Below are 21,350 nucleotides of genomic sequence, written 5' to 3'. Positions count from 1 at the left end.
GGAAGACCGGATCTTCAGAGTTCGAGCACGACGCGGCCTTCGGGCCGCGCGCAGCAGATCAGAACCTGCCCTGTGGGCGGGGTCTCGAGCGGCTCTTCGACATACGAGACCGTGCCCTCGACCAGCGTGCAGCGGCAGGTGTTGCAGATGCCCGACCGGCACGAGAAATCCGGCTCCAGCCCCGCACCCTCGGCCAGTTCCAGGATCGTGCGCACATCGCCGCCCATGGTGGCCGTCACGCCCGATCTTGAGAAGTGAACCGTATCCCCGGCGGCCCCATCGGGCGCCTCGCGGTTCCGGTCGCTTGCCATGGGGACAAGGGTTTCGGGAACGGCCCAGGCTTCGGGGTCGGTCAGGTTCACCAGCGCGGCAATCGCTTTCGGCGCCTGCGACGCGGCCCGGGTCCCGGATACGGGTTTGGCTGCCAGGGTCTCAAGCGAACTGGCCGTGCCGAAGAATTCGTAAGCGATCCGGCTCCGGTCGATGCCCAGCGCGGTCAGGGTCCGATACAGGGCCACCATGAAGCCGGTCGGCCCGCACAGATAGACCTCGTAATCGTCGAGCGGCAGATGCGCCTGCAACAGCGCCTTGTCGATCACCCCTTCGCTGTCGAAACGGGCCTCCGCGCGGTCCCGTCCGGTCGGGGCGCGGTGCGTGACATGCAGCGTGATCCGGCCCTCGGACGCATCGGCCAGTGCCTTCAGCTCGGGCCCCAGCGCCTGAACGTCGCCGTTCTCGCAGGCATGGAAGATCCGGACACGGCGCTTTGCGCGCGAAAGGACCTTGGCCATCGCCAGCAGCGGCGTGATCCCGATCCCGCCGGCCAGAAGGAGGACGGGACGCGTGCTGTCCTGATCCAGCACGAAGCCGCCGCGCGGCGGCGCGATGTCGAGCGTGTCCCCTTCGCCCACATGGTCGTGCAGCCAGCACGAACCGACCCCGTCGGGAACTTCGCTGCCATCCGGCGCGCATTCGCGTTTCACCGAGATCCGGTGAAACGAGTCCAGCTGCACGTCGCCGGACAGCGAATAGGTCTTCAGGACCGACCCATCGCCGTTCGGGACCCGAAGGGTCAGGTATTGCCCCGGCAGGGCCTGCCAGAGCGGCCCGCCATCGACCGGCGTCAGGTGGAAAGAGGTGACGACATCGCTTTCGCGCACCTTCGCGGCGACGCGAAACCGGCGGAACGCATCGGCCATGTCACGCGTCCATCTTGGCGTCGACCATCTGCTCTTCGGCGATCATCGCCTCGAGCTGGCGGCGGAACCGAAGCTGGCCCGCGTCGATGCTCAGGTCGATATGCGGCGATTGCTTGTTGGTCATGCCGATCTGGACCTCGTGCAGGACGGCGCGGTCTTCCTCGAAGGCGTGGCGCACGTCTTCGGCCATCATCCTGGACAGCTTTTCATCGTCGGGCCGCACATTGCGCAGCTGGAACCAGTAATAGCGCGTCTCGGTTTCGGTGACCGGCGTCATGAAATTGTAGCTGTCCATCACGAAGGTCTTTTCGTGCAGCGGGCCATCCGGCCCGCCGGTCCCCGCCGGGGTAAAGACCGCGCGGATCAGCGCGTGCGAGGGATAGCGCACCTCGTAATGCTGAAGCCGGTCGCAATTGCCCTCGAACTCGACCACCTTCTTGTAGAAGGGCGCCGGTTCGTGATCCATCATCCAGCGGTGCACGATGATACCGGTTTCGGTCTTGGTCACACGCAGCGGCGTGTCCTTGGTCGCGGGCGCGGCGAACGAGCTTTCATGCACCCAGGCGACGTGGCTGGGGTCCAGCAGGTTGTCGCACATCAGCAGGTAATTGCACTGCAATTCCATGGCATCGCCCGAATTGATCCCCCACTCGGGGCTGTCGAAATTCGGGATGTCGATGATTTCCTCGGGGTCGGCCATGGCGGCATTCCCCATCCAGATCCAGACGAGACCGTATTTCTCGTGCACCGGATAGGGACGCACCTTGGCCGCCGAGGGGATCCGCCCGCCACCGGGCGCCCAGACGCATTGGCCGGCGCAGTCGAAGGTCAGCCCATGATAGCCGCATTCGACCGTGTTGCCCTTGATCCGGCCCTTGGACAATGGCAACTTGCGGTGCGGGCAGGCATCCTCAAGCGCGATGACCTCGTCCTCTTCGGTACGGAAGACACAGATCTTCTCGTTCAGAACCTTGATCTGCTTCAAGTCCCGGGTGACTTCGGAACTCCAGGCAGCGACATACCAGGCATTGCGTAAGAACATTGGCGACCTCGTGAGTAGCGTGGTGTTATTCGCAATATGTCTGATCATGACGCCGTTAACAGGCAGAAATGGCCGACGATACTTTAGATATCCTGTTCATCGGTCGTGTATTTCCGGCTGGTGGCCATAAGCCAGTTCAGAAATTCTCGGGCTTTCGGCTGGTTCAGCGTCGTATCGCCCCAGCAGACGAAATAGGGTTCCGGCATCGACAGGCTGTCCTGTGACAGCCGCACCAGACGGCCCAGTTCAAGATCGAAACGCGAGAACGAGCGCTGCGCCAGCACGACGCCCTGCCCGCCCGCCGCGGCTTCGAGCGCGCTGCTGGACAGGGAATGCACCGCCACCGGCTTGAACGACGCGCCGCGCACGCCGTTTGCCGCGAACCAGTCGGCCCAGCGCGGCACCGAGCTATAGGCCGGACCCCAGTCGATTTCGATCAGCGGCAGCCGCAGCAGGCCCTCGGCGGTGCGCGCCTCGGGGTGTTGTTTGAGAAAGGCGGGCGAGCAGGCCGGGAAGCTGTGATCGGTGAACAGGACCCGGGCATGGGGAAAGCGCTGCGCGATGCTGCCATAGGTCAGGCGGAACATGTCGTTCGTCAGGTCCGGGTCGGGTTCCAGATGCGTCGCCTCAAGCCGCAGGGGCACATCGTCCAGATGGGCCTGAATGTCGTGCAACAGCGGATTCAGCCATTTCAGAAGAAGCGTCGGCAGCCCCGAGACCTTCAGATCCGCGCCCATCTTCGTGCGCTGCACCAGCGTATGGGCCATGCGCAGGCGGTCGAACCCTTCGGCAATCAGCTTGTGATAGGCCAGCGCTTCATTCGACAGCGCGGCCCGTCGCCCGTCCTTGTTGATCAGCTTCATCGACAGGTGCTCTTCCAGCACCTTGAGCTGCTGACTGATCGCACCCGAGGTCACGCCCAGTTCCTGGGCGGCGCCGGTGACAGAGCCCAGACGCCCGAAGGCTTCGAAAGCCTGCAGGGCGCGCAAGGGGGGCAAGTAGGATTTCACGGTCACCTTCCCCGGTTGGCTGGTCCCCGAATCGTCCGGAGGCCGGTTTAGCTGCGCTACACAGTATAGCAGGAATATTGAGTTGTCCCGGCCTTATGTCACCACTTACGATATTATGAATAGACATATTAATAAACCAAGACCCCAAACCATCTCTGCAGGGAGAGACCCATGACCTTATCCACCAATCGGCGTACATTGCTTCAGAGCGCGGCGGCCTTTGGCACGCTTGGCGTTCTCGGTCTACGCGGGCAGCCCTTGAAGGCGCAAACCACCCCTCAACAGGGGGGCACGTTCCGCCTTGCGATCAATGACTTCGACAGCGGCGAAACGCTGGATCCGCAGGTCAACGAAAGCAAATTCATGCAGAACCTGCAATACCAGATCCGCAATGCGCTGATCGAGGTCGGCCCGGGCGGCGTGATGGTGCCCGAACTGGCGACGGAATGGTCCAGCAATGCCGATTCGACAATCTGGACCTTCAAGCTGCGCGAAGGGGTCGAGTTCTCGAACGGTCAGCCTTTCACCGCCGAGGATGCCGTGTTCTCGCTGAACCTGCATCGGGGCGAGCAGAGCATTTCGGTGATCAAGTCGCTGATGGCCGGCGTGACCGATATCCAGGCCACCGGCCCGCACGAAATGACCATCACCCTGTCGGGCCCGAACAGCGGCTTCCCCGCCGTTCTGACCATGGCCGCGACGGTGATCGTTCCGGCCAATACGACGAATTTCGACGAAGGCATCGGCACCGGCGGGTATATCCTTGAAAGCTACGAACCCGGTGTGCGGGCGCGTGTGGTGAAGAACCCGAATTACTGGAAAGAGGGCCGCGCGCATTTCGACGCGGTCGAAACGCTGGCGATCCGCGACGTGAACGCCCGCACCACGGCGCTGCGCACCGGCGAGGTGGACGCGATGAACGCCGTCGACGCGACCACCGCGCAGCTGATCCAGGCGATGCCCGGGATCGACCTGATCCAGGTGCAGGGCAAGATGCATTATTGCTTCAGCATGAACACCGCCGAGACCCCCTATCAGGACCCGGATGTGCGCCTTGCGATGAAGCTTGCGATCGACCGCGAGGACATGGTCAGCAAGATCCTCGGCGGCTTCGGTTCGGTCGCCAATGACCAGCCGATTTCAAGCGCCTATCCCTATCACAACCCGAACCTGCCGCAGCACAGCTACGATCCCGAACAGGCCCGCGCCCTGATGCAGAGGGCCGGCTTCGCAGATCATCGGCACGTCCTGCACGTGTCGGAGACGCCCTTTGCCGGGGCGGTGGACGCGGCCCAGCTGTTCAGCCAGCACGCTGCGGCGGCGGGGATCAACATCGAGGTCGCGCGCGAACCCGAGGATGGCTACTGGTCGAATATCTGGGGCAAGACGCCGTTCTTCGCCTCGCGCTGGTCGGGCCGGGCGAACGAGGACCTGATGCTGACCCAGGCCTATTCGCGCGAGAGCCTCGGTAGCTGGAACGCGACCCACTGGGATAACGACGCCTTCAACACCGCGCTGATCGCCGCGCGCGGCGAGCAGGACGAAGAGCGCCGGCGCGAGCTGTACTGGGAATGCCAGCGTCTGATCTACGAGGATGGCGGCATGATCGCCCCGATCTGGGCCGACATCCTGGACGCGAAGTCGAGCAATATCGCCACGGGCGAAGAGATCGCCAGCGATTGGGATATGGACGGCAACCGCGCGTCCGAGCGTTGGTGGTTCGCCGCCTGATCCCGATTGGCGGGCCGTCGCTCCCCGGCCCGCCACCCCATTCCGACGAGGCCCCATGACACAGCATACCAGCCCGCTCGACACGGTTCTCTCTGCCCTGTCGCCGATCTTCGGCGACCGCCTGTCGACAGAGCGGGCGATCCGCGATCAGCACACGGCGGTGGAAAGCTGGCTGACGCCGGCCGCACCGGACGCCGTCGTCATGGCCCGTAGCACCGACGAGGTGGCCGCGGTCCTGAAGCTTTGCCATGCGCATGGCGTTCCCGTCGTGCCGTTCGGCGCCGGATCGTCCATGGAAGGCCAGGTCAACGCACCCCACGGCGGGATCTGCCTTGATCTTTCGCCCATGGACAAGGTTCTGTCCGTCAATGCCGAGGACATGGATTGCACGGTGCAATGCGGTGTCATCCGGCAACGCCTGAACGAGGATCTGCGCGCCTCGGGCCTGTTCTTCCCGGTGGATCTGGGCGCGCATGCCACGCTGGGCGGCATGGCCGCGACCCGCGCCTCGGGCACGACGACGGTGCGGTACGGCTCGATGCGCGAACTCGTGCTGGGGCTGACCGTGGTGCTGCCGGATGGCCGCGTCATCAAGACCGGGGGACGCGCGCGCAAATCCTCGGCCGGTTACGACCTGACGCATCTCTTCGTCGGCGCCGAGGGCACGCTTGGCGTCATCACCGAACTCACCCTGCGGCTGGCGGGCATCCCCGAGGCCAGCAGCACCCTCATGTGCAGCTTCGACGATATCGGCGCGGCCACCGCTGCCGTGGTCACTGCGCTGCAATTCGGCCTGTGCCTGAACCGGATCGAACTGGCGGACGCGGTGCAGATGGCCGCGATCAATGCCTATGGCAAGTCCGACCTGCCCGAAGCGCCGACGCTCTGGATCGAACTGGCCGGGTCCGGGTCGACCGTGGCCCATGATTCCGAGGTTCTGCGGGACCTGATCCGGGACGCGGGCGCGACAGGGATGGAACATGCCAGCGATCCCGAGGCGGCATCCGCGCTCTGGCGGATCCGCCACTCCGCCCTTTATGCCTCGCGCGCCCTGCGGCCCGGCATCAAGGGGCTGTCGACCGATGTCTGCGTCCCGGTCTCGGCCCTGCCCGCCTGTATCGAGGGGATCGGCAAGGTCGTGGAGACCACGTCGCTCAAGGCGCCGCTGATCGGGCATGTGGGAGACGGCAATTTCCACATGGTCCTGCTGTTCGATCCCGAAAATCCCGAGGAAACCGCCGAAGGGCGCCGCGTCAACGCGGCCCTGATCGAGCTGGCGCTGTCACTGGGCGGAACCTCGACGGGCGAACACGGCGTCGGGCTGGGCAAGAAGGCCTATATGGAGGCCGAACACGGCACGGCGCTGGACCTGATGCGCCAGCTCAAGCGCTGCATCGACCCTGCGAATATCATGAACCCCGGCAAGATCTTCGATCTTTGACCAAAGGACCCCCGATGAAATCCGACCTGATCCGTCCCGAAATCGCGGCGCTGCCAACCTATAATGCCGGGCTTGCGCTGGACCGGTTCCGCGCGCGCTACGGCATCGACTGTCTGGCCAAGCTCGACAGCAACGAGAATCCCGCAGGCCCCTGCCCCGGTGTCGTGGCGGCGATCCGTGACGAGGCCGCCGGCATCGCGCGCTATCCGGATGCCGGCAACGGTGCGCTGCGCGAAGACCTTGCCGCCGCGACCGGCTCGACCGCGGACCGCCTGATTATCGGCAACGGGTCCGAAGACCTGATCGGCGCCGTTTTCCGCACGGTTCTGCGCCCCGGCGATCATGTCGTCACCATCTGCCCCAGCTTCGGGCTGCACGAATTCGGCGCGCTGGCCTCGGGCGCGCATGTCACCAAGGTGCCGTTCAACGCCGACTGGAGCTTTCCGGTCGAGGGCATGATCGCGGCCATGGCGAGCGAGGCGCCGCGCGTGCTGATGTTCTCGTCGCCCAGCAATCCCGCGGGTCCAGCGATCTCGGCGGAAGAGTTCGACGCGCTGCTGACGGCCACGCGGCGCGACACGCTGGTCGTGTTCGACGAAGCCTATCTCGAATATCTCGATCCCGCCGCCCGGTTCGACGCGATGGCGCGGCTGGAAGCCGGTCCCAATCCGTGGCTGATCCTGCGCACCTTCTCGAAGGCGTATGGCCTGGCCGGGATCCGTGTCGGTTATGGCATCGCCTGCGATCCCGAACTGGCCGCGCAGATGATGAAGGCGCGCAACCCGTTCGGCGTCAATTCGCTGGCAGTGGCCGCCGCCCGCGCCGCGCTGCGTGATACCGATTATCTGGCGCATTCGGTGAAACTGGCGGCTGACGGGCGGGTCCAGCTGGCCCGCAAACTGTCCGACGCCGGCTTCGCCTGCGCGCCGAGCCAGACCAATTTCGTCTTCTTCGACACCGGCCGGACCGCCACCGACTTTGCCGAGGCGCTTCGCCACAAGGGCGTGCTCATCAAGCCCTGGCTGGAAGAGCCCTATACACGCTGGGCCCGCGTGACGATCGGCACGGAAGAAGAGAACCGGCATTTCCTGGAGGCTGTCGAAGCCATCCGCTGCCCGGCGTGACCCGTCCCGGCCCGCCCGATCCGGCGGGCCGCTCCATTTTGTGGGCCGTTCTTCAACCCAGCCGCACGATCACGCAAAGCGCCTCGGGCCCGAGCGTGATCGTCGCCCCCTGCCCCAGCGCGAAAGCGCCCTCCGGCAGCGATGTCTCCCCCACCACGGCCTGCCCCATATGGCACAGGATGCCGGTCAGCCCCGGGCCGGCATCGACCTGCGCGGGGCCTTCGATCACCTCGACCGAAGGCGAGAGTGCGCTGGGGTCGTAGATCAGGTTCAGATCCCGCACCGGCCCGTTGACCATGCGGCTGTCCACCGGCGTCTCGCCCGAGAAGGCGAGCGGCTGGAAGGGCCGCGCCGCCAGAACGCCGTCGGGCGTGTGCAGGTCAAGCCCGTCTCCGTCGATCACGGTCAGAATCCGCGCGAGCCCCTCGAAGACCGAGAACGGGCCGTCCGTCGACACTTCGGCGATGCTGATCCGCCACCGCCAGGGCTCGGCCCCGTCGTCGCGCAGAACCTCGTGCGTGACGCCGCCCCCGTTTTTCCAGGGGGTCGTCGTGAAATCTTCGGGCGTGACGATACGGAACATGGTCTTTCGCTCTCTGTCTGGGCTGGCTCCGCCCTCGGGTCCGGGCGGAAATCGGGATATGCCTGATGCTGACGCGTTCGGCTCGGCTTGGCGCTCAGGTCTCGGGCGGCGGCGTTGCCGAGGGCGCCCCCATGGCGGCCGCGGCCTCGGGTCCGCCATAGCCCGCGATCATCGCGTCCTGATCGGCGAAGGCGAGATCATTCGTCGCCGCCGGATCACAGATTGCGCCGAGATCCGCATAAAGCGCGGCCAGCACCGCCGCGCAGGCCGGATCGGCGGCGCGGTTGGTGGTTTCCTCGGGATCGGCATGAAGGTCGAAGAGCTCCGGCTGGAACCCGTGGTAATGGATCAGCTTCCAGCGCCCCTTGCGCAACATGAACGCGCCCGAAACCGCGCCCACCGCGTGATATTCCGAAAACACCACGCGATCTGGATCCGTCCCGCGCGCGGCGATATCGAGCAGGCTCTCGCCGGGACGGTCGCCCTCCAGCGTCGCGCCGAAATGGTCGATGATGGTCTGCGACACGTCCAGCAGGCTGACGGGCGTGGCGCAGGTGCCGGGCGCGATGCCGGGGCCCGCGACGATCAGCGGGACGGCCACCGATTCCTCGTACATGTTGCCCTTGCCCCAAAGGCCACGCGCCCCGACATTGTCGCCGTGGTCCGAGCTGTAGATCACCGTCGTGTTCTCAAGCTGCCCGCTGGCCTCGAGCGCCTCCATCAGCCGCCCGATATTGTCGTCCAGAAACGTGCAGAGCGCGAAATAGCACGCCGCGGCCAGCTTGCGCTCGTCATGGTGCTTGAACCCGTTGTCGGCGATCATCGCGGCGGCCTGTTTCTGCAGCCATGGATGGTTCTCGAATCCGTCCATCGGGTGCAGCTTGAACGGCGGCAGGTCGTCCAGCGGATACAGGTCCAGATATTCCTGCGGCACGATCAACGGGAAATGCGGCGCGACAAGGCCTACGTACAGACACCACGGGTCGGGCCGCCGGGCGGCATCCTTCAGCCAGTCCTCCGTCCGGCTGACCACGGCCCTGTCATAGCGGGTATAGGCGCTGTCGCCCGGACCGATATAGCTGCCCAGCATCCGCGTATCCGTGCGCACCCGCTCTTCCTCGCGGCGCAGGGACCCCCAGACCATGCCGACCCCGTCGGCCACCTGCATCGGGATATGTTCGACATCAAAACCGGCCGGATCCTCGTTGCTGCGGTAATGCAGCTTGCCGATGGATTCGACGCGGATCCCCTTGTCCTGAAGCGCGTGACCCCAGCCGCGCGGCGTGCCGCAATAGGGCATCGCGTTGTCCCATAGCCGGATGTCATGCACATAGCGCCCGCTAGCAAAGGCCGCCCGGGCAGGCACGCAGATCGGACAGGGCGTATAGGCATCGGTAAAGCGGATCCCCCGCGCCGCCAGCTTGTCCAGATTGGGGGTCTTCACCAGCGGATGACCGGCGCAGGACAGCGCCCGCGACTGGTGTTCGTCGGACAGGATAACGAGCAGGTTCCCCGGACGGGTCATTCGTCATCTCCCTTTGAGAAATCGGTGATCTCGGCGGCGCGGCCAAGTTTGGAAAGCGCGGAGCGGATGACCTTGAGTTCCTCGGGCGCAAGCGCCTGCAGGAACAGATCGTTGCGCGCGTCGAGAACCGGCCCCAGCCGGTCCAGCACCGCGCGCCCGGCCTCGGTCAGCGACAATTGCAACTGGCGACCATCCTCGGGATGGGCGGACACCGTCAGCAATCCGCGCGCGCGCAACTGGTTGACCGTCTTGGAGAACTGGCTCTTGTCGAACCCCATGAGCTTGCGCAGGGCGGTCGATCCGTCGGGCGCCTCAAGGCCGATCACCCGGATGACCCGCCATTGCGGCAACGTCAGGTCGCTGTGACGGGCGACAAGGGCACGCCCCTGCGCGTCGATCTTCAGCGACAGCTGATGGATGACAAGGCTCAGCGGCAGTTCCCGGCGGGGCCTGTCCGATTGCCCGTCGTCTGTGATCCTGTTTTGCGGCATCCCCGACCCTTTGTTCCCCATGTCATCGGCCGATTTGGTGGACAAGTCAACCTTATTCGTGCCTCTCGGCAACCACCGGGCCTATGCAGGCCGAAGCGCACCTTGTGACGGATGCCGCTCCTGCACATGCTCTTCCGGCCGCGTGCCTGGCGGCTATTCAAAGCCCTGATCCTGGGTATCGCTCCTGAAATCCAGCCGCCTGTGGCAGGACAGCGCGGCTAAGTTTGGTCGTTCGTCAACAAGTCCCCGACGCCCCCTGGCTTTCAGTATCATCAAAGTGTATTTGTTGACTTATAACAGGCTTCCTGATACGAAAAGCGACGACAGACGCTTGGGAGGGCGCCATGAAATCAGTAAAAGGTATTCTGTCCGGACTCGTCATGGGAATCGCGATGCTGGGGGGCAGCGTGCCCGCCGTCATGGCGCAGGACAGCTATCCCAGTCAGACCATCAACCTGATCACCGGATTTCCCGCCGGATCGGGCGCCGATGTTCTGGTCCGCTATTTCGGGAATGAACTGGCCGAACTGACGGGCGAAACCGTCGTGGTCGTCAACCGCGCGGGCGCGGCGGGCAATATCGGCGCCGAATTCGTCGCGCGCTCGGACCCGGACGGCTACACGATGTATATCCATGCCGCGAGTTCGATCGCCGGCAACATGCATCTGTTCCGCGATCCGCCGATCAACGTGGCCGAGGACATCCGCATCGCCGCGACGCTCAACCAGCAGGCCTTCATGCTGATCGTCCCAGCATCGAGCCCCTATGAAACCATCGCGGACCTGATCGAAGGGCTGCGCGCCGAAGGGGCCGAAGGCTCTTATGCCACGTCGAACACGACGGGCCGCGTGATGGGCCGCATCTTTACCGATGCCGCCGGTCTGGAAACGGTCGAGGTTCCCTATCGCACCGATACCGACATCATTCCCGATCTGGCCGCCGGTGTGCTGGATTTCGCGATGATGAACCCGGTCTTCTCGCTGGCCCAGGTGGCCGAAGGGCGCGCACGGATCCTGGCGGTCAGCACGCCCGAACGTCTGCAGGCGGCGCCCGATTACCCCACCTTCGCGGAAGCGGGCATGCCCGAGCTGGTGATGCTGAGCTGGTTCGCGGTGATGGTGCCCTCGGCCACGCCCGACGACGTGGTCAACACGATCAACGGCTATTTCAACGAGATCCTGGCCCGCGAGGAAACCGCTGAATTCCTGAACTCGAATGGCGGCGATCCGTTCATCTCGACGCCCGAGGAAGGTCAGGCGCTGCTGCTTCAGCAGATCGAGGATTGGGAGCGTTACGTCGCCATCGCCAATATCGAACCGATCTGACGCATGAGCCTGCACGACACGATGCCCGCGAACGGCCTGTCGCCCTTCGCGGGCATGGATGCCGCCTCGGTGCTTGCGCACCGCGCGCGCCAATTTGACGACCGGCCGCTGATCCTGTGGGCGCCCTTCGACGGGCCCGAGCGCGTCTGGACCTATGCGGCCTTTCTGAACGATGTACAGGAACTGGCCGGCGGGCTCAGCGCGCGGGGCATCGGCCCCGGCGACAGGCTGCTGATCCATCTGGAAAATTGTCCCGAGACCCTGCTCGCACGCTTTGCCTGCCTCTGGCTGGGCGCGGTGGCGGTGGTCAGCAACGCCATGGCCTCGGCCGCCGAACTGCGCGGCATGATCGAACAGACCGGGGCGCGGGCGGCGATTACCCAGCCCCGGCTTTCCTCAACTGTGCACAGCGCCGGTTCGGGCCTGCTGGATTGGATCGCCGTCACTTCGACCGATGCGGGCGAGTCCGCCGGCGCCGAAACCCTGCCCGAACCCGGCGATCTGTTCGACGCGCTGATGGGCGCCCCGGCGCCGCAACGCGCGCCCGATACCGCGCAACTGGCGCTGATCCTGTTCACCACCGGCACGACCGCACGGGCGAAGGCGGTGGTCTGGACCCATGAGAACCTGCTCTGGGCGTCGAGCCTGGGCGCGCGGCAACAGGGGTTCCGCGACGGTGATGTGGCGCAGGTCTTTCTGCCGCTGTTCCACGTCGTCGGCTTCTCATGGACCTTCCTGCCGCTTCTGTGGGTCGGGGGCGCGGCACTGTTGCAGCCCCGCTTTTCCGCCTCGCGGTTCTGGAGCGCGGCGCAACGCCACCGCGCGACGATCAGCCCGCAAGTGCCCTTCACGCTGGGCGCGCTGGCCGCACATCCGGTGCCCGAGCGGCACGATTTCCGCTTCTGGATCGTCAACCGCCAGATCCCCGACGAACAGGCGCGGTTCCGGGTGCCGGGCATCGTGTCGGCCTGGGGCATGACCGAGATGGTCTCGCAGCCGATCGTCGGCGTTCAGGGCGACGGGGACCTGCCCGCGCAGGCGATGGGCCGGCCCTCGGCCGCCTACACGATCCGCGTCGTCGCCGAAGACGGCACGCCCGTTGCGCCGGGCGAGATCGGTGAGCTGCTGGTGGGCGGCGTGCGGGGGCGGTCGATCTTTCTGGAATACGACGCGAACCCCGCCGCCAATGCCGAGGCCTTCACCCCGGACGGCTTTTTCCGCACCGGCGACCGCGTGCGCCAGATGGAGGGCGGCGCGCTGCTTTTCGTGGACCGGATCAAGGATGTGCTGAAAGTCGGTGGCGAAGGTGTTTCGTCGGCCGAGATCGAAGCCGTGATCCGCCGCGCCGCCGGGGTGCAGGACGTGGCCGTCGTCCCCCGCGCCGACGCGCTGCGCGGCGAGGTTCCCGTGGCCTTCGTGGTGGCCGATCTCGACGGAGCCGCCGCCGGTGACGCGCTGCGCGACGCCATCCTGGCCCATTGCAGCGCCGAAATGGCCCGCTTCAAGGTGCCGCGCGAGATCCGGTTTCTCGACGCCCTGCCCCGCGTCGGCTTCGGCAAGATCGCCAAGGGCAAGCTGCGCGCGATGGCGGCCGAGGCGCAGCCATGAGCGGCGATCCGGTCGACTTCTATTTCGATCCCGTCTCGCCCTATTCCTATCTTGCCACGACGCAGATCGAAACACTCGTCACCCGCCACGGACGCCGCGTGAACTGGCATCCGGTGCTGGTGGGCGTGACGGTGATCAAGGTGATGGGGCTGAAGCCGGTGCCGCTGACGCCGCTGAAATCCGACTATTCGCGTCTCGATCTTGCGCGGCAGGCCGAGATCTTCGGCGTGCCCCTGAACCGCCACGGCCTCAAAGGCGTAAGCTCGGTGGCCGCCTGCCGGGCCTTCCTGTGGCTGAACGACCGCGATGCGCCGATGGCGAAGGCCCTGATCACCCGGCTTTCCGCGCGGCTCTGGGTAGAAGGCGTCGATCCCAGCGCCCCCGAAACGGTGGTGGCCGAGGCGCGGGCGCTCGGCGCGGACGGCGAGGCCTTGCAGGCCGCGCTGCAGGATCCGGGGGTCAAGCAGCGCCTCGATCTGGCGGTCGACAGCGCCATTGCGCGCGGGGTTTTCGGGGTGCCCTTCTTCTTCGTCGACGGCCAGCCGCTCTGGGGTTGTGACCGGATGTGGATGCTGGATTACCGGCTGGCGCATGGCCACTGGCCAAAGCCCGACACGCTGCCCTGGAACGCCCCGTCCGACCCTGCCTGAGACGTCCGCGTTGCGCATCCCCGCCACGAAGCAACTGCGCCCCGGTGTACTTCAGGGTGCAACGACAGGCGCCGCGAGCGGCTGCGTCGCGGGACAGAGTCCAGACGCGGAACGCAAACACCCACCTGACCATACCGCGCGAAACCGATCAGCGCAGGACCATTACGACCGCTACGTCGTGATCTCGGACCATCAAGGAGAATGGCGCACCCAAGAGGATTCGAACCTCTGACCTCTGCCTTCGGAGCAATTAATCGTGGCCTATCCGAAATGCGCGACGCAGCACGCCACGGCACGCTAACATCTTAAAATCGCTTGTGTTTAAGTTCGCTCGTCGTCGAAACCAGTAGCCGCAACTACTCCGTAGCTTTCGCCCGACTGCTTACGTGGTGCTTACGCGGCTCAGTTGCTCTGATGACGAGGTTGATGATGCCAAAGATCACAAAACGGCTGGTTGAAAGCGTCAAGAGCCAGAAGAAGGACTACGTTGTCTGGGACAGCGACCTGCCTGGCTTCGGGTTGCGTGTTTTCGCTTCTGGGAAGCGCAGCTACGTGATCCAGTATCGCCGTGACGGACGGTCGCGCCGCTATACGATTGGCCTCCACGGTATCTGGACTGCCGAAACAGCCAGACGAGAGGCCAAGGTCCAGCTAGGGCGCGTCGCTCAGGGCGATGATCCCGCCGAAGAGCGCCACGAAGACCGACAGGCCATGACCGTGCAACAGCTCTGTGAGCGCTACGTCGAAGACCTGCACGCCGGCCTCATCCTCGGGAAACGTGGGCAGCCCAAGAGACCATCAACGGTCTCCACCGATATCGGGCGGATCAATGGGCATATCATCCCACTGATCGGCAAGAAGAGGGTGCGTGATCTGACCAAAGTGGATGTTACGAAGATGATGAATGACATTATCCTCGGCAAAACCCGCGCTACGCGAAAGACCAAAAAGCTAAGGGGCAAGACGATCTTGCGGGGTGGTCAGGGGACAGCAACCCGGGCGGTCGGCTTGCTGGGCGGTATCCTCACCTATGCTTCGGAGGCGGGCATCGTCGATACGAACGTCGCGCATGGCATTAGGAAGCCCAAAGATCGCGTTCGCGAGCATAGCGCACGAACTCGGCTTCAGCGAAATCACCATTGCGGCCCTCCTCGGGCACTCGAAGGGATCTGTAACGAGCAAGTATGTGCATACCCTCGACAGCAGCCTCGTCATGGCCGCCGATACCGTCGCGGGCTACATCTCAGGACTTCTGACTGGCAACCAATTCAAACAACCAGCTTACGCTTTTGATCGGTCTGCCAGAAAGCGTTCCCTGGACCAGTTCCTCGACGGGGTGGCAATGGCGCGCGACGAGTTGGGTACATGACGCTTGGGCCGTCTGGGTAAACGCCCGGCCGCCAGGTTGATCGAGGCGGGCATTTTTTGCAACGCCTCGAATTAGGGCTTCCACGACAACAGCAGCGCCAAGGCAGCCGAGATGGCGCCTAAAGCGCATGTGCCACTCCAGCCCCATGCTGCATAGGCAGCACCACCAATGCCGGCTCCGACCGCGCCACCAGCGAGCATGGTTGCCATGAATATGGTGTTAAGCCGGCTGCGCGCGTTCGGATCGAGTGCATAGACGCGCGACTGGTTGGCAACCTGGGAGGATTGCACAGCGAGATCCATGATCACGATGCCGGCGACCAACCCAATAATAGAATCTTGCCAGAGCCCGAAAATGAGGAAGGCCAGTATCACGAGCCCCGCGCCCATCGACGCAACCATGGCGGGCCCACGCCTGTCTGAGAAACCGCCTGCGATAGGCGCGGCAAGTGCACCGACGACACCGACAAGCGCCAGAAGACCTACAGCTGTTCCTCCGAGTTCATACTGGGGCTCAGCCATCAGAAGCGCGAGGTTCGACCAAAAACTGATGAAAGCCGCAAAGATCAGGAATTGCACCGAGACCACGCGCCGGAGAACGCTATGCTTGCGTACCAACGTCCAAATAGAGCCAAGCAGGCGCAGATAACCCAAGTTGGTCGTCGGCATCGCACGCGGAAGCCAACGCGCCAGCGCCGCGCCGACAATGCTCATCACCACCGCGGCCAGCCAGAAGACGTAAGGCCATCCCCAAAGGTCCGAGACTATGCCGCTGACCGTGCGGGCAAGCAGAATACCGATCAGGATGCCACCTGTTACCGTGCCGAGTGCACGACCTTGCTTGTCGGGCGGAGCCAGATGCACGGCGAGCGGCACGATCTGCTGGGCGACCGTGGCGAACAGGCCGACCGCGAAACTAGCAACAGCGAGCCACACGAAGCCGGGTGAGGCAGCCGCACCGATCAGCGCCGCCACGAGGGCGGCGATGGTCACGAGGATAAGCGACTTACGCTCGAGGCGGTCCCCGAGTGGTGCGAGGAAGAGCACCCCAAGCGCGTTGCCCGCTTGCGTCAGCACGAGCACGATGGCGGCGGTGCCAGCCGTCAGCCCGAAATCGGCTGTCAGATGGCCGAGGAAAGCCTGATTATAATAGCTGTTGGCGACGGCCGCGCCGGCACCAACTGCCAGAAGGCGGATCAGAGCGGCGGATAGATGTTCGGAACGGACACGGCCTGTTTGCATAGCATCAGACATGCACTACGGCCTTGTTCGCACAACTGACGTCTCTTGCCGAGAGAATGAGATTTTCTAATCTTGCCCGCTTCCTGCGGGACGCAACGCACCTTTGCTGAGGTCGGTAGGGACGGAAACATCAAGCTTTCTGCAGAGGGCTGAGCTTGGCGCCAGGCGCGGTGCGCTTCCATTTCGAAGAGCCGCGCGATGGATGCAAATCGGCGGTATGCCCCCCACGATTGATGCCCTAGAGGTCGGCGGCAGCGTCGCGGAAAGTCTCCATGCTGTCGCGACGCTCGATCAGGTTCTGGCCGATGCCGATCAGGGTCTCCAGCTGGACGGATTTGACTTCGCTGCCGTCCTGTTCGCGCTGAAGGCGCTTCTGGGCCTGCTCATTGTCATCAAGTTTGATCTCGATCCGTTCCACGGCGCGGTGGAAGGTGTTGACGGTGGACCACATTATCTCGTCGAGGTCGAAATCGAGGCTGGTGTCGGCCATGGTGGAAATCAGAGCATCGAAGATGTCGGCAACCGCGCCCTGGATGGCGGTGTCCTCGGGCGTGATCCGTGGATCGGCCTCGCCCTCGGCTGGACGGTAGCCATAGAGTTCGAGCGCTTCAATGACATGGCCAGTGGGAGATGTGCTGTGATCGGGTTCGAATTCGTCATGGGCATACATGGGATGTGTCCTTCGGCTGGACCGCGACCGTCGCGGCCTTCATGGCGACGACAAGCCCACGGGCGCTCCGGTCTGACAGCCCGAGCTCTTTGCGAGGGCCTTGATGGCAAAGCCCGGCTGATTTGTTTCGCGCTGTAAAGGAGCCTCCGCCGCCGACGGAAATCAGTCGGGCGCCGCCATTGCCGGGCCGGAGCGCTTGTGGGCCGCTCGCCCTCTCAGAAGGCCAAGGCGCGTTCCTCTTGCCGAGGTGCTGCAATCCTTTGCCCATGGCGGGATCGTTTGTCCCAGATCACGGCCCTCTCTGGCTATTGCGCGCGTGACATGAAACGGCTGACGTCCTCAGGGGCAATCTGCACCCGGATCTGCGCCCGAAGCGCCTCCAGGCCGAAGCTGACGAGGTCGTCGTTGAAATCTCCCAGCATTGGCGAGAGCGTGATGGCCTCGATCCCGGCCTCGATGGCCCGGTCCACCAGGCTGTCCCGTGCGGCGTCGCCTGCCGGATCGTTGTCGCGGACGATATAGAGCCTGCGCAGATGCGGCGGGAAAAGGACAGCAGCGAGATGCCCGGCCGAGAGCGCGGACAGCATCGGCACCATCGGCACTGCCTGCCGCAGCGACAGGATGGTCTCGATGCCTTCCCCCGCTGCCACGACATCCTCAGCCAATCCGAACCGGACGGCGTTGCCGAGCAGGTCGCCCATCGCCTTTCTCGGCGGATCGAGGGGCGCCTTGCCGGAGCCGTCGCACATGAGCCAGGTGCGATGCGCGCCGGTAATCTTGCCGTCGAGGTCGGTGACAGCGGCAATCAGCGCGCGCCAGGTTTCCGTCGGGCCATCATCCTTGGGCCGCCAGTAGCAGTTCGGATGAAAGCGCAGGTTTCCGGTTCCACGTAAATCCGTAATGCCGCGCCCGCGCAAATACGTTTCTGCGACGCTGCCGGTCAATGGTTCAGTCATGCGCCAGAGCCTTCGCGCCGCCTCCGATGAACCGGATGGCGCCGGAGGCGTTCGGGATCGGCGCGTCGGTGGTTCGGGCTCTGGACGCGGCAGACTGAGGAAACGCCGGGCTTCTTCGGCAACATCGGCAAAATCGACCAGGCCGAGGGTTTCGCGGATGACGTCAAGCAGGTCGCCATGTTCAGAGCTTGCGGCATCCGTCCATTTTCCGACAGCGCCCTTGCCCGAGGCGGACCCGGTGAGGCGGACGAACAGGGAGCGGCCGGGCGTATTGCGCACGTCTCCGACTTGCCAGTAATTGCCCTGCTTGCGCCCGTTCGAGAGATAATAGCGGCACACCGCCTCGGCCTGTCGGCCGAGACGTTGCGCCAGTTCGGTGGCATTGAGACGCGCCATTACGCGGCCTCCCGCTCAGAGATGCGCTCGACCGGGTAACGGTCGAGGAGCTTGCCGATAATCTCCGGTCCGGAAGCATCGACCGGCACGAAGAAGCGCAGCCGCCACGAGATGATCTCGCTGAAGAGGCCATAGGCGCGCAGGCGCTCCCGCATCGCGTCGGTGAAACCCGAAAGCTCGATGCGGTTCGCGCCCATGACGCGGGTGCGGCGCAGCTGCAGACCTTCGGCCAGATCGAGAATCGTCCGGCCCTCCATCAATGCGGCATAGGCCGCATCGGGGGTCAGACCGGCGGAAACACCGCTCGCCAAAGCATTCGCCGCCCATGCCGGCGAGAAGCGGCGACCGATGATCCGCTCACCCTCGTCGGTCTGAAAGCGATAGACGCGGGAAGACTCCTGCGGCAGGCACTTCCAGATCGGCAGCAAGAGCCCCGTCACCATATGCAGTGTGCTGTCGGTGAACTCCGGGACTTCCGCCAGTTCGGCAGTCCAGGCCGACGCGAAGTCTGCACGTTCGGCCTCTTGCCAACGGGTCTCACCCATCATGCGCACGGGGATGTGCCCACAGCGAACAAGCAGGAAAAGTGTGTGAAATAGTCGGCCATGTCAGGCTCCTGAAACGTGAAAAACCCGGTGCGAGACCGGGCCGGATTGTTGAACCGGGGCGCGCTCAGGCGGCTCGTGGCAGGCTAAGCAGATCAGCCGCGGTTTCGCGCCAGAAGGGATCGACCAGCAGCGCCTCCAGCAGGCTGGCACGGAGGCGCAGGTCGCGGGCGGACGCGTGATCGCCATCACCTGAGGCCGAGAAAGCCATGCCGCGCAACCGGCTGGCTTCGGTCTGCAATCACCCTCGTGCGTTCGGGCCTGCCCCGAATCCGCGAGGGCGGCACGCATAGCGTCAAGCCGACCCTTTGGGGTTGAATGCAAAGAGGCGGATCAGACCAAGGTTCGCGAATGGAAGCGGGGGTGGTGCTCTGCATCTGGCAGGAGTCGGCTACCCGTCGCAGGTGCCTCGCCGCGCTTGCCTTGCAGCCGCGGTGATGTCGGGAAGCGTTCCTTCAGGCCGATGACCGCATCCAATGCCGCGCGGTGCCATTGGAAGGCGCCATGGTGAGGCTGGAAATGGAGCTATTCACGGCGTTGAGAGCCCACTTTAACCGATGCCGCTAACGCAACGAGTGTCTGTATCACTTCTCGACATTTCGGCTTATCAAAGTGACGTGTGGCGCTTGCGCTGCCAGGAGCAGGCCTTCCATCGCCGAGGGGCGCGGGAAGACGTTTCCATCCTGCGCCTATTCTAGTGACCTACGACTCTGAGTTCATCATGGGCCAAGCGAAGCAAAAGAACCGAATCCGTGAAGAGCGCCAGAAGCTCAGCCGTCCGATGTCGCGGGCGCGCTTCAACGTTTTCGCTATCGGCACGCGAATGTCGCCAACGCGGTACATGTCCGAGGAGATTTCCTTCTGGAGCGACCAGGAGGAGCGTGTCCTCGGCTTGGTCTTTCGCGACACCACGGATGACGACTACGGCTGGATCCTTCTCGCTCGCGATCGCCTCGGGCGTTTTCGAAGCGTCGACCTCGCCGTCAGCCTGCGTTCTCCCGAGTACGCCACAGTTGGACTCAGACAGCGCATCGCAAAAGCCGTCGAGGATGGCGACTTTGCCGCCCTCGGCCATCAGGACGACGAGACCAATTACGCGACGAACCTGCTCGACGTGCCGCCAGGCACGGATCCCGAGAGGCTCCACCCGCACTTCCGGGTACTCCTTGATGAACCCAGTCGTGCGCCTGCCCGTGCTGTTTTCAGGGAGATCGGCCCTTGGCTGACGCCGAGCGACCCACATTTCGTCAGCGAGTTCCAGTTCAAGCAGTTCGACCAACGTCTCTGGGAAGTCTACCTGTGGTCGGCGCTGCGCGAGATGGGCTTCGACATCACCCAGCCCGAGGCGCCTGATTTCCTCTGTCGCGCTCCCAGGGTTGAGTTCACGGTCGAGGCGACCACGGTCACGGCGTCCACATCCGGCGCCCTGGTGAACCACCCGGATCCAAAGACCCCAGTAGAGATGCGCGCTTTTCTTGCCGACTACATGCCAATGAAGTTCGGTTCGAGCCTAAAAACAAGCTCAACAAAAAGAACGCAGCCGGCGAAAGCTACTGGGAGCGTGGCGCGACCGCCGGGAAGCCATTCGTTATCGCCATAGCTGACTTCCACAAGTCGGGCGGCGTCGGCGACCGCGAAGGTGGATCGATGACGTACACGCAGTCGGCGATCTGGCCGTACCTCTACGGCAGTCGTGTCGACTGGGAGGTGCTGGACGGCACGCTTGTCATCCGTGCTGTGCCGGTGGAGAGCTTCACCTACAACGGCAAGGTTGTGCCTGCTGGTTTCTTCGATTTGCCCGGCGCCGAGAACGTCTCGGCGGTCCTCTTTTCAAACGCAGGGACACTCGCGAAGTTCGACCGGATGGGTGTTGCTGCTGGTTTTGATGCCCCGGGTTACCGCTACTTCCGGGTGGGCCAACGTGTGGACCCCGACCCCAATGCTGCTCATGGGCGCCCCTTTTCTGAAGAGATTGCGGCAGACGGCTATTCTGAGGGTTGGGCAGATGAGTTGCAGCTATTCCACAACCCAAAGGCCAAGCATCCATTGCGGAAGGACGTCTTCACCGGCATCACCCAACATTTCTTCGAGGATGGCCAGCATGTGTCCTATTCTTCCGGGGAGCCCGTCCTGAGTTCGCAGACGCTTATCATGAAGATTGGTGCCGACGAGGCGAACCAGGGCTAGCGCCGCAGCCGGTCCTCGCGAATGCCTGCGAAAGCGGATCGTGGGCGTGGTCGGGCAAGGTCCGCGTTGTCCCGCTATCCTACCAAAGAAAGAAGCCCGGTCACGAAGACCGGGCGAGTTGCGGAAACGCATCGATTGGTTGGCAAGGTGATGGCGCTGGCCGAGCAGAAACGACGGGGCGGCCGGGGCCGCCCCGC

19 protein-coding genes and 1 pseudogene are annotated in these 21,350 nt (G+C 64.3%); 9 read left to right on the top strand and 11 right to left on the bottom strand.

The features are described from left to right. Nucleotides 1-14: 14 nt before the first annotated feature. The 3 genes from C4N9_RS03035 to C4N9_RS03025 form a co-directional block, all read right to left on the bottom strand. A complete protein-coding gene (locus C4N9_RS03035; protein WP_109531825.1) occupies nucleotides 15-1,199 on the bottom strand; it encodes a 2Fe-2S iron-sulfur cluster-binding protein in 1,185 nt (394 codons plus the stop codon). A 1-nt stretch (nucleotide 1,200) separates the two neighbouring features. Then, a complete protein-coding gene (locus tag C4N9_RS03030; protein ID WP_109531824.1) occupies nucleotides 1,201-2,241 on the bottom strand; it encodes an aromatic ring-hydroxylating dioxygenase subunit alpha in 1,041 nt (346 codons plus the stop codon). A gap of 83 nt (nucleotides 2,242-2,324) precedes the next feature. Further along, nucleotides 2,325-3,251: a LysR substrate-binding domain-containing protein gene (locus C4N9_RS03025; RefSeq protein WP_146195109.1), complete on the bottom strand. Its 927-nt coding sequence runs from the start codon at nucleotides 3,249-3,251 to the stop codon at nucleotides 2,325-2,327. A 171-nt stretch (nucleotides 3,252-3,422) separates the two neighbouring features. On the opposite strand from C4N9_RS03025, the gene C4N9_RS03020 reads away from it, so the two are divergent. The 3 genes from C4N9_RS03020 to hisC are packed head-to-tail and all read left to right on the top strand — an operon-like array spanning nucleotide 3,423 to nucleotide 7,547. Further along, nucleotides 3,423-4,982 (top strand): ABC transporter substrate-binding protein, encoded by a 1,560-nt coding sequence (locus tag C4N9_RS03020; RefSeq protein ID WP_109531822.1) that lies wholly within the window; start codon nucleotides 3,423-3,425, stop codon nucleotides 4,980-4,982. Nucleotides 4,983-5,037: 55 nt separating this feature from the next. Next, the gene (locus C4N9_RS03015; protein WP_109531821.1) at nucleotides 5,038-6,423 is read left to right on the top strand and encodes an FAD-binding oxidoreductase; all 1,386 of its coding nucleotides are present in this window, start codon (nucleotides 5,038-5,040) and stop codon (nucleotides 6,421-6,423) included. A 14-nt stretch (nucleotides 6,424-6,437) separates the two neighbouring features. Continuing rightward, nucleotides 6,438-7,547: a histidinol-phosphate transaminase gene (hisC, locus tag C4N9_RS03010; RefSeq protein WP_109531820.1), complete on the top strand. Its 1,110-nt coding sequence runs from the start codon at nucleotides 6,438-6,440 to the stop codon at nucleotides 7,545-7,547. A gap of 52 nt (nucleotides 7,548-7,599) precedes the next feature. Here the strand turns inward: hisC and C4N9_RS03005 are convergent, their stop codons facing one another. From C4N9_RS03005 to C4N9_RS02995, 3 genes are all read right to left on the bottom strand, one after another. After that, nucleotides 7,600-8,130: a HutD/Ves family protein gene (locus C4N9_RS03005; protein WP_168192103.1), complete on the bottom strand. Its 531-nt coding sequence runs from the start codon at nucleotides 8,128-8,130 to the stop codon at nucleotides 7,600-7,602. 94 nt (nucleotides 8,131-8,224) lie between these two features. Beyond that, nucleotides 8,225-9,655, bottom strand: a complete 1,431-nt coding sequence (locus C4N9_RS03000) for a sulfatase family protein (RefSeq protein WP_109531818.1) — start codon at nucleotides 9,653-9,655, stop codon at nucleotides 8,225-8,227. Then, nucleotides 9,652-10,191, bottom strand: a complete 540-nt coding sequence (locus C4N9_RS02995; protein ID WP_245902440.1) for a MarR family winged helix-turn-helix transcriptional regulator — start codon at nucleotides 10,189-10,191, stop codon at nucleotides 9,652-9,654. Before C4N9_RS02995 ends, C4N9_RS03000 begins: the two co-directional genes overlap by 4 nt. Before the next feature lie 299 nt (nucleotides 10,192-10,490). On the opposite strand from C4N9_RS02995, the gene C4N9_RS02990 reads away from it, so the two are divergent. The 4 genes from C4N9_RS02990 (at nucleotide 10,491) to C4N9_RS02975 (ending at nucleotide 15,022) form a co-directional block, all read left to right on the top strand. After that, nucleotides 10,491-11,471 carry a Bug family tripartite tricarboxylate transporter substrate binding protein gene (locus tag C4N9_RS02990; RefSeq protein WP_109531816.1) on the top strand — a complete coding sequence of 327 codons (981 nt, stop codon included), beginning with the start codon at nucleotides 10,491-10,493 and terminating at the stop codon, nucleotides 11,469-11,471. A gap of 3 nt (nucleotides 11,472-11,474) precedes the next feature. Further along, entirely contained in the window at nucleotides 11,475-13,079 is a 1,605-nt protein-coding gene (locus C4N9_RS02985; protein ID WP_109531815.1) for a class I adenylate-forming enzyme family protein, read from the top strand. Then, complete coding sequence (locus tag C4N9_RS02980; RefSeq protein WP_109531814.1) at nucleotides 13,076-13,729, top strand: 2-hydroxychromene-2-carboxylate isomerase; 654 nt, start codon at nucleotides 13,076-13,078, stop codon at nucleotides 13,727-13,729. The genes C4N9_RS02985 and C4N9_RS02980 overlap by 4 nt, the downstream gene beginning before the upstream one ends. A 429-nt stretch (nucleotides 13,730-14,158) precedes the next feature. Continuing rightward, entirely contained in the window at nucleotides 14,159-15,022 is an 864-nt protein-coding gene (locus C4N9_RS02975) for an Arm DNA-binding domain-containing protein (RefSeq protein WP_245902439.1), read from the top strand. Nucleotides 15,023-15,169: 147 nt separating this feature from the next. On the opposite strand, the gene C4N9_RS02970 is transcribed toward C4N9_RS02975, so the two are convergent. The 5 genes and pseudogenes from C4N9_RS02970 to C4N9_RS21780 form a co-directional block, all read right to left on the bottom strand. After that, nucleotides 15,170-16,351 carry an MFS transporter gene (locus tag C4N9_RS02970; protein WP_210403969.1) on the bottom strand — a complete coding sequence of 394 codons (1,182 nt, stop codon included), beginning with the start codon at nucleotides 16,349-16,351 and terminating at the stop codon, nucleotides 15,170-15,172. Nucleotides 16,352-16,580: 229 nt separating this feature from the next. Next, nucleotides 16,581-17,009 (bottom strand): annotated as a pseudogene (locus C4N9_RS02965) (hypothetical protein); the annotation flags it as partial. Nucleotides 17,010-17,314: 305 nt separating this feature from the next. Next, nucleotides 17,315-18,361, bottom strand: a complete 1,047-nt coding sequence (locus tag C4N9_RS02960) for a DUF7146 domain-containing protein (RefSeq protein ID WP_109531813.1) — start codon at nucleotides 18,359-18,361, stop codon at nucleotides 17,315-17,317. Further along, the gene (locus tag C4N9_RS02955) at nucleotides 18,361-18,906 is read right to left on the bottom strand and encodes a hypothetical protein (protein ID WP_425440792.1); all 546 of its coding nucleotides are present in this window, start codon (nucleotides 18,904-18,906) and stop codon (nucleotides 18,361-18,363) included. Before C4N9_RS02955 ends, C4N9_RS02960 begins: the two co-directional genes overlap by 1 nt. Nucleotides 18,907-19,033: 127 nt before the next feature. After that, nucleotides 19,034-19,207, bottom strand: coding sequence for a hypothetical protein (locus C4N9_RS21780; protein ID WP_210403983.1), 174 nt, complete (start codon nucleotides 19,205-19,207; stop codon nucleotides 19,034-19,036). 480 nt (nucleotides 19,208-19,687) lie between these two features. Between C4N9_RS21780 and C4N9_RS22070 the strand changes: the two genes are divergently transcribed. After that, the gene (locus C4N9_RS22070) at nucleotides 19,688-20,566 is read left to right on the top strand and encodes a hypothetical protein (RefSeq protein ID WP_210403968.1); all 879 of its coding nucleotides are present in this window, start codon (nucleotides 19,688-19,690) and stop codon (nucleotides 20,564-20,566) included. 47 nt (nucleotides 20,567-20,613) lie between these two features. Next, the gene (locus C4N9_RS22065; protein WP_210403967.1) at nucleotides 20,614-21,153 is read left to right on the top strand and encodes a hypothetical protein; all 540 of its coding nucleotides are present in this window, start codon (nucleotides 20,614-20,616) and stop codon (nucleotides 21,151-21,153) included. The last annotated feature ends 197 nt before the right edge of the window (nucleotides 21,154-21,350 follow it).

The sequence above is a fragment of the Pararhodobacter marinus genome (genome assembly GCF_003122215.1).
Taxonomy (GTDB): domain Bacteria; phylum Pseudomonadota; class Alphaproteobacteria; order Rhodobacterales; family Rhodobacteraceae; genus Pararhodobacter; species Pararhodobacter marinus.
Note: the sequence above shows the minus strand (reverse complement) of the source record. Positions and strands in the feature narration are given on the sequence as shown.